The following is an 11,104-nucleotide window of genomic DNA, read 5'->3' on the forward strand; positions in this document are numbered from 1 at the left end:
GGTCAAAAATCGGGCAGGTGCAGCAGAGATCAGTGGGACGGGGCCGGGGGGCGCGCGGGGTGGAGCACCTTCAGCAGTCGGTCGGCGATCGCGGGCCGCGGGCCGCCGTCCACGGCGCGCAGGGTCTCCAGCAGATGGCTCAGCCGGTCGCGGTCGGCGGACGTGCTGACCAGCGCGGGCAGCAGCAGTTCCAGGGCCTGCGCCGTGTCGGCCCGCCGCTCAGCGACGTACAGCCAGGTCCGCAGCGCTTCCATCGCCTGCCTGGTGTGGGTGCGGTCGCCCAGAGCGGTGCGCCAGAGCGTGGCGAGATCGCGGGCGGATTCCGCGTCGTGCATGCCGTACTCCGTGTACCACTCGACGAGCCCGTGCTCCTCGGCGTTGTCGCAGGCGCGCACGAACGCGGCGAGGGCGAGTGCGCGGACCGCCGGCGTGTCCAGGCAGAGCAGCCGCACCAGCTCGGAAAGCATCTCCCTGCGGCTGCCCGCGGACAGGAGCAGAGCCGTGGACTCGACGAGGTTGTGGCGTTCCGCCTCGCTGCTGTCGTCGGCCCGGGCCCGGGCCGCGAGCGCGTCCAGGGCGCGCCCGGCCAGATCGGGCCGCAGCGGCGCAAGCAGCGCGAAGGCACGGATCGCGGTCCAGCGGCGGGCCCAGTGCGGGTCGGTGCACCACTGTGAGAGCAGCCGCAGGATCACCGGGGCGTCGAGAAGCTGGGCGAGCGTGAGGGTGTTCGCGGCGGTCACCCGGGGTCCGAAGGAACGCGAGAGCGCCCAGCCGTCGAGCAGCAGCGCCATCGTCGAGGGCAGATCGGCGGCGGCCAGCAGCGCGGTGGCGGCGGCTGCCCGGGTCCGTACGAGCGGGCGGCCGTCGCGGGCCAGCTGCTTGAGCCAGTCGACCAGGGCGGGCCGGGCCGAGGGGTGGCCCGTCCACACCTCGGTGAGCAGGGCGCGCGGGGTGCGCTCTTCACTGAACTGCGCCATGTACTGGGGGACCGGACCCCATTCGGTCGTCTCGTGCCGCAGCTCGCCGCCGGCCCGCGCGAGGCCCAGCCGGTCGGTGACCGCGGGACCGAACACGGGTATCTCCGGCGGCTGTTCGGGGTGCTGGAGCCGCTGGAAGTGGACGAAGAGCTTGTCGGCGAGCTCGGCGGCGAGCGCATAGGGCGCCTGGTCGAACACCGCGAGCGAGATCAGAAAGGCCTTGTCCCGCAGCCCGAGCGCAGGGTCGCTCAGCCATGTGCGGCACTGTTTCTGGACCGCGGCGAGACCGAACCCCGCGAGTCGCCCGAGCGCCTCCTCGCTCCCGTCGTACGCGGCGAGCCCTTCGGCGAAGTCGGCGGCCTCAGCCGGCCGGTGGTGGCCGTGCGCCAGGAAGTCCCGTACGGGGGCGAGCGCGAGCAGCGACTCGATGTCGTCCTCCGCGCGCAGCGCCGCCACATGCGCGCGCAGAACGGCCTCGGCCTCCGGCGGCTCCCACGGCGCAGGCGTGACCCCCAGCAGATAGGGCGAATTCTCGACGGTGATGACCAGATAGCCGTCGGACGCCTTGAGCTGGTCGCGGGCGGAGTGCAGATGGGTGTCGCGCAACGGTTTGTTGCGGCTCAGGGGCATGTCGTGCAGGACGTGGCCGCCCGGCCGCGCGAGCTGTGCGGCCAGCGCCGCCGGGCTGGTCTCGGGCTGGAGAGCGCGTACGGCGGGGACGCCCAGGCGGTGCAGCAGCATCAGCGCGGCCGCGCTGCGCCCGGTCGCGTGGGCGCCCGACAGCACCAGGACCCGCTCGTCGCACAGCCGTTGGAGGGCAGCCGTGAAGGCCGGGGTCTCCACGAAGACGCCGGCGAGTTGGTCGAGCCGCACCCGCGGGATCTTTCCGGAGGCGTACGCGGGCCCGGCCGCCGCACCGTAATGGTGGATCTCGGTCTTGCCGCCCATGAAGACGTCACCGGTGACCTGTCCGCCGGACACCCCGTGCTGGGCACCGCCGACCAGCGAGCCGCCGAAGGCCGCGGCCGAACCGAGGATGAATCCCGGTGCGTGCGCGAAGAGTTCACGCTGCGCGGCCCGTGCCTCCTGTGACTGCTCCTCGGGCTCGGTCGCCTCCGTCGCCTCCGTCGTCGACGGGCCGGGGTCCGGGGACGGCGACTGCTGCTGAGCAGGTGGTACGGCGCCGGCGGCGCGGTCGGCCTGTGGGGGTACGTTCATGCGGGCTCACCCTGTTCCGGACGGCGAGAGCCGGAGACCGGGCCCGACCCGGACGCGGAGCCCGGGCCCGAGCCCCCGAGGTGCACATCGCCCGTGACCTGCCCACCGGACACCCCGTGCTGGTCGCCGCCGACCAGCGAGCCGCCGAAGCCGGGGGCGCCGCCGTTGAAGTTGAAGACCGCGGACCCGGGAGCCGTGCCCTGCTGCGGTCCCGGGCCCGTGCCCTGCTGCGGTCCCGGGTCCGTGCCCTGCTGCGGTCCCGGGCCCGTGCCCTGTTTCGGCCCGATGCCGGAGCCCCCCTCCTGCTCGGGCACCGGGCCGCCCCCCGCCCCCGGATCCCCCTGGTCCTTTTCCGGGCTCCCGCCCTCGTTCGGCACCGGCCCGTGCAGCCATGCCTTGAGCGGGCCGTTCTTGCTGCTGACGGTGATGGCGTGGAAGTCCTCGGCCGGGATGCCCGGATGGCTGTGCAGCACGATCCCGTCGTGCACGCTCTGAGAGACGCACAGAGCGAAGTCGTCGGTGCGCTCACGCAGCGCCGCACGCAGCAGTTCCGCGTCGAGGAGCCTGCAGGCGTGGTTGAGGTCGGAGCCGACCCATCCGTCGTGCCCGTCGACCGCGACGTACCCGGTCGCGACGACTCCGCGCAGCCGGATCTGCGCGGAGCTGGACGCCATCCGGTTCACCGCGCGCAACTGGGCCGGCACCTCGAACAGGAGCGCGCGAAGCAGCGCGGTCACCGAGGCGTTGGCGTCGATCAGCTCCATCACACTGTCGCCGCGGTCGGCGCGCAGCCGAAGGGTCTCGTCGACGCCTGCCGCCTCCAGCGCGCTGTCGGTGATGCCGTACAGCATGCGCCGCAGGTAGGCCTGCTCGACATCGTCCCGGTCGCTGTACTTCTCGATGTCGAGCAGGAGGATCGTCCGGCTCACGGGATCGGTCATGGTCACCTTTCGATGGGGTGCCGCACGGGGTGGCAGTAAGAGTGCAGGTCCGCTGCCGTCGGCGGTGAGGAACGATGACGCACTCGGAGTGTGACCGTGTGCACAGAGTCGCTCCTGGGATGCATGCGGGCACCGTGAGTGAGGGTGCCGGGCCGCAGAGCAGGCGGGTGGGCGGCGTGGCGGCCGACGCGGTCAGGGATCGTGTTGTTCCGCGCGGGCTGTCCGGCGCAGCACATCCGGGCGCGTGATCAGCAGCGCGCGCCGCCCGGTGGCCACCGCCTCGCGCGTCCGCAGCTCCTTGAGCAGCCGCTGAACCATCTCGCGGGAGGCTCCCACCGACCCGGCGAGCTCCTGTTTGCTCAGCGGTACGGCCAGTTCGATTCCCGCGTTCGTACGTCGTCCATGCGTACGGGCCAGATCCAGCAGCAGCGCGGCGAAGCGCTCGCGCACGCTCATCGAGGCGAACTGCAGACGGCGCCGGTCGGCGGCACGGGTCCGGTCGGAGGTGAGCCCGAGGAGGGCGAAGGAGACATCGGGGGAGCGGCCGAGGAACTCCTTGAACCGCTCGTGCTCCACCGCCACCGCCCGTACGGGTTCCAGCGCGGTCACCGTCGCCGAGCGCGGCCGACGCGTCAGCGCGGCGGACTCCCCGATGACGTCGCCGGGGCCGCGCAGTGCGAGCAGCGCCTCGTAGCCGTTGGCGGCAGCGGCGGTCACCTTGGTCCAGCCCTGGGTGAGAAAGAGGACGTGGGAGGAGGGTTCGTGCTGATGCAGCAGGACGACACGGGGCGCGAAGCCCAGCTCACGGCCGAGTGCCAGCAGCGTCTGCCGGTCCTCGGTCTCGAGGCGCGCCAGGAAGGGCACGCGGTCGTCCAGACCCCCGTCGTCGGGTAAGTTCACCGCCGTCATGGCTCCCCCGGTAGTCACAGCAGACCGGTCAAGGTACTGAAGGCATGGGGTCTCGTGGGCGCGAATGCGCCAATGGATCCATCGCGCCACGGTGGTGCGGTATCCGGGGCGGGCCGCCCGGCGTGTCGCGGCCCCCTTGCATTTGTTTTGACCGAAGTCCATGAGGTAGGTACGCTCAGACCTTGTGCCTGGGGTGTGCCTGGGCTCGTGTGCGTGTCCTCAACCGCATGGCGAGCCTGAAGAATCGGCCATCGTAATCTGCGCTCTCTTTGCCTCGCGGCAGGAGCCTGCAGTATTCGACACACCCGACCGCGTGGGTCGGCGACGTTCCAGGTTAGCTTCACGAACGGCACACAGAAACCGGAGAAGTAGTGCCTACGATCCAGCAGCTGGTCCGCAAGGGCCGGCAGGACAAGGTCGAGAAGAACAAGACGCCCGCACTCGAGGGTTCCCCTCAGCGTCGCGGCGTCTGCACGCGTGTGTTCACGACCACCCCGAAGAAGCCGAACTCGGCGCTGCGTAAGGTCGCGCGTGTGCGTCTGACCTCTGGCATCGAAGTCACGGCCTACATCCCGGGTGAGGGACACAACCTGCAGGAGCACTCCATCGTGCTCGTGCGTGGTGGCCGTGTGAAGGACCTGCCGGGTGTTCGTTACAAGATCATCCGCGGTTCCCTGGACACCCAGGGCGTCAAGAACCGCAAGCAGGCCCGCAGCCGCTACGGCGCCAAGAAGGAGAAGTAAGAATGCCTCGTAAGGGCCCCGCCCCGAAGCGCCCGGTCATCATCGACCCGGTCTACGGTTCTCCTCTTGTCACGTCGCTGATCAACAAGATCCTGCTCAACGGCAAGCGTTCCACTGCCGAGCGGATCGTCTACGGCGCCATGGAAGGCCTCCGCGAGAAGACCGGCGCCGACCCGGTCATCACGCTGAAGCGCGCTCTCGAGAACGTCAAGCCGTCTCTCGAGGTCAAGTCCCGCCGTGTCGGTGGCGCCACCTACCAGGTGCCGATCGAGGTCAAGCCCGGTCGCGCCTCCACCCTCGCGCTGCGCTGGGTCGTGGGTTACTCCCGCGCCCGCCGCGAGAAGACCATGACCGAGCGCCTCATGAACGAACTGCTCGACGCCTCCAACGGCCTCGGCGCTTCGGTCAAGAAGCGTGAGGACACGCACAAGATGGCCGAGTCCAACAAGGCCTTCGCGCACTACCGCTGGTAGTCGCTACCCACATCGAGACCGAGAGAAGACTGAGCCATATGGCCACCACTTCGCTTGACCTGGCCAAGGTCCGCAACATCGGGATCATGGCCCACATCGACGCGGGCAAGACGACGACCACCGAGCGCATCCTGTTTTACACCGGTGTGAGCTACAAGATCGGTGAGGTCCACGACGGCGCTGCCACGATGGACTGGATGGAGCAGGAGCAGGAGCGCGGCATCACCATCACGTCCGCCGCGACGACCTGTCACTGGCCGCTCGAGGACGTCGATCACACCATCAACATCATCGACACCCCGGGTCACGTCGACTTCACGGTCGAGGTGGAGCGTTCGCTCCGCGTGCTCGACGGTGCCGTCACGGTGTTCGACGGTGTGGCCGGTGTTGAGCCGCAGTCCGAGACGGTGTGGCGTCAGGCCGACCGTTACGGCGTGCCCCGCATCTGCTTCGTCAACAAGCTCGACCGCACCGGCGCGGAGTTCCACCGCTGCGTCGACATGATCGTGGACCGCCTTGGTGCGACCCCGATCGTGATGCAGCTGCCGATCGGCGCCGAGGCGGACTTCAAGGGCGTCGTCGACCTCGTTCGTATGAAGGCTCTTGTCTGGTCCGCCGAGGCCACCAAGGGCGAGATGTACGACGTCGTCGACATCCCGGCCACGCACACCGAGGCCGCCGAGGAGTGGCGCGGCAAGCTGATCGAGACCGTGGCGGAGAACGACGAAGAGGTCATGGAGCTGTACCTGGAGGGCGTCGAGCCCACCGAGGAGCAGCTGTATGCCGCGATCCGTCGTATCACCATCGCGTCCGGCAAGGGCGGCGGCACCACGGTCACCCCGGTGTTCTGTGGCACCGCCTTCAAGAACAAGGGTGTTCAGCCGCTGCTCGACGCGGTCGTGCGCTACCTGCCTTCTCCCCTGGACGTCGAGGCCATCGAGGGCCACGACGTGAAGGACCCGGAGACGGTCGTCAAGCGCAAGCCGTCCGACGACGAGCCGCTGTCCGCCCTGGCCTTCAAGATCGCGAGCGACCCGCACCTGGGCAAGCTCACCTTCATCCGGGTCTACTCGGGTCGCCTGGAGTCCGGCACGGCTGTGCTGAACCCCACCAAGGGCAAGAAGGAGCGCATCGGCAAGATCTACCGTATGCACGCGAACAAGCGTGAGGAGATCGAGTCGGTGGGCGCCGGCGACATCGTCGCCGTCATGGGCCTGAAGCAGACCACCACCGGTGAGACGCTGTGCGACGACAAGAACCCGGTGATCCTGGAGTCCATGGACTTCCCGGCGCCGGTCATCCAGGTCGCGATCGAGCCCAAGTCCAAGGGTGACCAGGAGAAGCTGGGTGTCGCCATCCAGCGTCTCGCGGAGGAGGACCCCTCCTTCCAGGTCCACTCCGACGAGGAGACCGGCCAGACCATCATCGGTGGTATGGGCGAGCTTCACCTCGAGGTGCTCGTCGACCGCATGCGGCGCGAGTTCCGCGTCGAGGCGAACGTCGGCAAGCCGCAGGTCGCGTACCGCGAGACGATCCGCAAGGCCGTCGAGCGTATCGACTACACGCACAAGAAGCAGACCGGTGGTACCGGTCAGTTCGCGAAGGTGCAGATCGCGCTGGAGCCCATCGAGGGCGGCGACGCGTCGTACGAGTTCGTGAACAAGGTCACCGGTGGCCGCATCCCCCGTGAGTACATTCCCTCGGTGGACGCGGGTGCGCAGGAAGCCATGCAGTTCGGCATCCTGGCCGGGTACGAGATGGTGGGCGTCCGCGTCACCCTTCTCGACGGTGGTTACCACGAGGTCGACTCCTCCGAACTCGCGTTCAAGATCGCCGGTTCGCAGGCGTTCAAGGAGGGTGCTCGCAAGGCGTCCCCCGTGCTCCTCGAGCCGATGATGGCCGTCGAGGTCACCACGCCCGAGGACTACATGGGCGATGTCATCGGCGACCTCAACTCCCGCCGTGGCCAGATCCAGGCCATGGAGGAGCGCAGCGGCGCCCGGGTCGTCAAGGGCCTGGTTCCGCTGTCGGAGATGTTCGGCTACGTCGGAGACCTCCGCAGCAAGACCTCGGGTCGCGCAAGCTACTCGATGCAGTTCGACTCCTACGCCGAGGTTCCGCGGAACGTCGCCGAGGAGATCATCGCGAAGGCCAAGGGCGAGTAACTCTCCCGAGTACACGCTTTAGGCTTGTCACCGGAGCCTGCTGGGGCATTCCACCCGAATCCCGGATGGAATGCCCCGGGGCCCCGGCATCCCAGCAAAGATCACCTGGCGCCGATGAAGTAAGGCGTACAGAACCACTCCACAGGAGGACCCCAGTGGCGAAGGCGAAGTTCGAGCGGACTAAGCCGCACGTCAACATCGGCACCATCGGTCACATCGACCACGGTAAGACGACCCTCACGGCCGCCATTACCAAGGTGCTGCATGACGCGTACCCGGACCTGAACGAGGCCTCGGCCTTCGACCAGATCGACAAGGCTCCTGAGGAGCGCCAGCGCGGTATCACGATCTCGATCGCGCACGTCGAGTACCAGACGGAGTCGCGTCACTACGCGCACGTCGACTGCCCCGGTCACGCGGACTACATCAAGAACATGATCACGGGTGCGGCGCAGATGGACGGCGCCATCCTCGTGGTCGCCGCCACCGACGGCCCGATGCCGCAGACCAAGGAGCACGTGCTCCTGGCCCGCCAGGTTGGCGTTCCGTACATCGTTGTCGCGCTGAACAAGGCCGACATGGTGGACGACGAGGAGATCCTGGAGCTCGTCGAGCTCGAGGTCCGCGAGCTGCTCTCCGAGTACGAGTTCCCGGGCGACGACCTTCCGGTCGTCAAGGTCTCGGCGCTCAAGGCGCTCGAGGGCGACAAGGAGTGGGGCCAGACCGTCCTCGACCTGATGAAGGCCGTCGACGAGTCGATCCCGCAGCCCGAGCGTGACGTCGACAAGCCGTTCCTGATGCCGATCGAGGACGTCTTCACGATCACCGGTCGTGGCACCGTCGTCACCGGTCGTATCGAGCGTGGTGTCCTCAAGGTCAACGAGACCGTCGACATCGTCGGTATCAAGCAGGAGAAGACCACCACCACGGTCACCGGCATCGAGATGTTCCGCAAGCTGCTCGACGAGGGCCAGGCCGGTGAGAACGTCGGTCTGCTCCTGCGTGGCATCAAGCGCGAGGACGTCGAGCGCGGCCAGGTCATCATCAAGCCCGGTTCGGTCACGCCGCACACCGAGTTCGAGGCCCAGGCCTACATCCTGTCGAAGGACGAGGGTGGTCGTCACACCCCCTTCTTCAACAACTACCGCCCGCAGTTCTACTTCCGTACCACGGACGTGACCGGCGTTGTGACCCTCCCCGAGGGCACCGAGATGGTCATGCCGGGCGACAACACCACCATGACGGTCAACCTGATTCAGCCGGTCGCCATGGAGGAGGGCCTCAAGTTCGCCATCCGTGAGGGTGGCCGGACCGTCGGCGCCGGCCAGGTCACCAAGATCAACAAGTAATTGCTGATCTGACCTGGTTGCTCCTGGAGCATCAGCAAGGGCCCCGCACTTCGGTGCGGGGCCCTTCGCGTTGCGCGGGATGCGGTCCTGTCGGCCGGCGCTGTCAGCCGGCGGTGCCGGACTGCGGGGACCAGATCCAGGGGTGTGCGTCCGCGCCCATGCCCACCGCCGTCGCGGTGCCGCGCGGGCCGCGCAGGTGGAGGGCGGGGGAGTCCAGCGCCGGAGTGCCCTGAGTACGTGTCAGAAGCTGCTTGCCGACACGGAGTTGAACCCGGCCGCGGGTGTCCTTGCCGAGCAGTACCGGGCCGCCGGGGGCTGCGGCCGCGCTGAGCTGCCCGTAGCCGGCGAAGCCCTCCTTGCGAGGCCGCGACGGTGCGCCACCGGGGCGTACGGCCATCACCAGCGAGGACGCCGGCCTGCGGTAGAAGAGCTCGATACCCCCGTCGCGCGTCGGAACGGGGGCCGCCGGGTCCCCGGGCACGGGCAGCTCGCCGTCCGGGCGGAAGGTGAGCGGCAGCCCCATCGTCTCCTGCGTCCAGTGGTGCACGTTCTCCCGCCCGGCACCGAAGACATGGACCCGCCCGGCGCCGTCCACGACCGTCGACAGACCGTCCTGGATCTCCGCGCCGCCGAGGTCGCGCCAGCGGTCCCAGCTGCCGTCGGTGTCGCGTATGCGGGCAGAGATGCCCTTGTCCGCGTTGCGTACGAAGAGATGCACCCGGCCGTCGGGCGCCGCGACCGCGACCGGCACGCCGATGCGCCGGCCCCGGTCGTCGTCCCGCTCGGGGTTGCCGAGACCGTTCCAGGCGAGGAACTCGCCGCCGGGGGAGCGCTGCTCGAGCAGCACTATCTCGCGGCGGTTGGTGCCGCCGTGGCCGCCGATCGAGGCGAAGCGCAGCGCGAACAGCAGCTGACGGCCGTCCCTGAGGGCCGCGGCGCCGAGCGTGGGCGCGAGCGGGCCGCCGCCGAGGTCGTCCGGGGCAGCCCACCGGCCGCTGCCCGGCCGCGTCTCGCGCCAGCGGACCGTGCGCAGTCCGAGCACGCCATAGGCGACCAGCCGGCCGGACGGCTCGGCGGCGACGACGGGCCGGGCGCCGGGGTAGCGGTAGTGGGTGGAGCGCACCCAGCCCTTCCTGTTCCTGAGCGGGCGGATGCCACCGACGTTGTAGTCGCCGCAGCCGGCCGGGTTGCCGCACTCCCAGTCCGGGTCGCCGCCGTACGGGACGAGGCCCGCGGCCTTCTCCTTGAGGACCGGGGCCGGGAGGTTCTTCGGCCAGTGGCGGTTGTAGTAGCCGCGGAACGAGGTGGCGACAAAGCCGGGCACCTCACCGCCGTCCTTGGTGGCGTGGGCGACCCAGCGGACCATCGCGGCCCAGCTGAACGAGGCGACGGCGGTGTGGTCGGCGTGATCCGAGTAGCCGTGCTGCTCGCTGTCCTGCTTGCGGGTCGCCTCGTCGCTGTGCTGGATGTCCGGGTCGGGGTCCAGGGTCTGGATCACGGTCGGCCGGTACTGCTCCATCAGCCCGACGAGTACGTCGATGAGCGCGTCGTAGTCGTAGGCGACGGTCCGGCGCAGCCGGGAGCCCGCGGCGACGACGGTGTTCAGGCCCAGCGCGCGGTGCTGCCACAGGCTGGGGAGGGCCATATAGCGGCGGGCGGTGTGCATGGGCAGGTTGAGGAAGATCAGCTCGACCCTGCGGTTGCCGTTGGTGAGGGTGTTGATCTCGGCCTGGCGGTCGCCGTTCAGCGAGGCGACGCCCTTGGTCCAGTCGGCGAACTTGTCGAGCCCTATCAGGGCGGCGTACGCCTGGCGCAGGCCCTGGTGGCGCGCGGAGGAGTAGTCGGCCTTGTCCGCGGGGACGTCCCCCTGGCCGGGGATGTGGTTCCTGCCGTCGTGCTCACCGGCCGTGACATAGACGCTGACGAGCGGGACCCCGGCGTCCAGCATCCGCTGGGTGTCCGGGTTCATGAAGTACAGATCGTCGTCCGGGTGGGCCAGTATCTGCATCAGCTGTGCCCGCCGGGAGCTGGCTATCGGCATTCCGGGGGCGGGGTCGGCGGTGGCCGTGGCCCGCCGTGGGGCGGGTACGGAGCAGGAGGTGACCGCGCCCGCCGCCACCAGGGCGGTCAGCGCGGCGACGACACTGCGCCTGCGTGGCCGGCTTCGCCCGCCGCCGGTGGCCGTGTCACCGTGCTCCCCGGCCGCGGGTATGTCCTCGCCCCTTGCGCGCGCGGCCGTGGGCAGCGCGCGGACAGCTCCGTCGTTCACTTGTGCTCCGTCCGCTTCCCCCCGCAGCGGTCGGGCCGTGCCCCCGTCTGCGTACTGTGA

8 protein-coding genes are annotated in these 11,104 nt (G+C 69.5%); 4 read left to right on the forward strand and 4 right to left on the reverse strand.

The window, feature by feature from the left end:
* Nucleotides 1–29 precede the first annotated feature (29 nt).
* From ACQEVG_RS23105 to ACQEVG_RS23115, 3 genes are all read right to left on the reverse strand, one after another.
* Nucleotides 30–2,195 carry a hypothetical protein gene (locus ACQEVG_RS23105; protein WP_432986991.1) on the reverse strand — a complete coding sequence of 722 codons (2,166 nt, stop codon included), beginning with the start codon at nucleotides 2,193–2,195 and terminating at the stop codon, nucleotides 30–32.
* Nucleotides 2,192–3,136, reverse strand: coding sequence for a hypothetical protein (locus ACQEVG_RS23110; RefSeq protein ID WP_432986994.1), 945 nt, complete (start codon nucleotides 3,134–3,136; stop codon nucleotides 2,192–2,194). The genes ACQEVG_RS23105 and ACQEVG_RS23110 overlap by 4 nt, the downstream gene beginning before the upstream one ends.
* Before the next feature lie 192 nt (nucleotides 3,137–3,328).
* Nucleotides 3,329–4,045, reverse strand: a complete 717-nt coding sequence (locus tag ACQEVG_RS23115) for a Crp/Fnr family transcriptional regulator (protein WP_432986996.1) — start codon at nucleotides 4,043–4,045, stop codon at nucleotides 3,329–3,331.
* Nucleotides 4,046–4,416: 371 nt separating this feature from the next.
* On the opposite strand from ACQEVG_RS23115, the gene rpsL reads away from it, so the two are divergent.
* The 4 genes from rpsL to tuf all read left to right on the forward strand — a co-directional run bounded on the left by rpsL (nucleotide 4,417) and on the right by tuf (nucleotide 8,775).
* Nucleotides 4,417–4,788 carry a 30S ribosomal protein S12 gene (rpsL, locus tag ACQEVG_RS23120; RefSeq protein WP_003948652.1) on the forward strand — a complete coding sequence of 124 codons (372 nt, stop codon included), beginning with the start codon at nucleotides 4,417–4,419 and terminating at the stop codon, nucleotides 4,786–4,788.
* Between the two features lie 2 nt (nucleotides 4,789–4,790).
* Nucleotides 4,791–5,261: a 30S ribosomal protein S7 gene (gene rpsG, locus ACQEVG_RS23125; RefSeq protein ID WP_006347241.1), complete on the forward strand. Its 471-nt coding sequence runs from the start codon at nucleotides 4,791–4,793 to the stop codon at nucleotides 5,259–5,261.
* A gap of 38 nt (nucleotides 5,262–5,299) precedes the next feature.
* On the forward strand, nucleotides 5,300–7,426 hold the full coding sequence (gene fusA / locus ACQEVG_RS23130) for an elongation factor G (RefSeq protein ID WP_360878804.1): 2,127 nt from the start codon (nucleotides 5,300–5,302) through the stop codon (nucleotides 7,424–7,426).
* Between the two features lie 155 nt (nucleotides 7,427–7,581).
* A complete protein-coding gene (gene tuf, locus ACQEVG_RS23135) occupies nucleotides 7,582–8,775 on the forward strand; it encodes an elongation factor Tu (RefSeq protein WP_142214210.1) in 1,194 nt (397 codons plus the stop codon).
* Nucleotides 8,776–8,878: 103 nt separating this feature from the next.
* On the opposite strand, the gene ACQEVG_RS23140 is transcribed toward tuf, so the two are convergent.
* Nucleotides 8,879–10,906, reverse strand: coding sequence for a PIG-L family deacetylase (locus ACQEVG_RS23140; protein WP_432992826.1), 2,028 nt, complete (start codon nucleotides 10,904–10,906; stop codon nucleotides 8,879–8,881).
* Nucleotides 10,907–11,104 lie beyond the last annotated feature (198 nt).

Source organism: Streptomyces sp. CA-135486 (assembly GCF_050936555.1).
Classification (GTDB): domain Bacteria; phylum Actinomycetota; class Actinomycetes; order Streptomycetales; family Streptomycetaceae; genus Streptomyces.

Bases quoted from the DNA above. Each gene is read 5' to 3' on its own strand.
- ACQEVG_RS23105 (WP_432986991.1), bottom strand. From the start codon at position 2,195: ATGAACGTACCCCCACAGGCCGACCGCGCCGCCGGCGCCGTACCACCT.
- ACQEVG_RS23110 (WP_432986994.1), bottom strand. From the start codon at position 3,136: ATGACCGATCCCGTGAGCCGGACGATCCTCCTGCTCGACATCGAGAAG.
- ACQEVG_RS23115 (WP_432986996.1), bottom strand. From the start codon at position 4,045: ATGACGGCGGTGAACTTACCCGACGACGGGGGTCTGGACGACCGCGTG.
- rpsG (WP_006347241.1), top strand. From the start codon at position 4,791: ATGCCTCGTAAGGGCCCCGCCCCGAAGCGCCCGGTCATCATCGACCCG.
- fusA (WP_360878804.1), top strand. From the start codon at position 5,300: ATGGCCACCACTTCGCTTGACCTGGCCAAGGTCCGCAACATCGGGATC.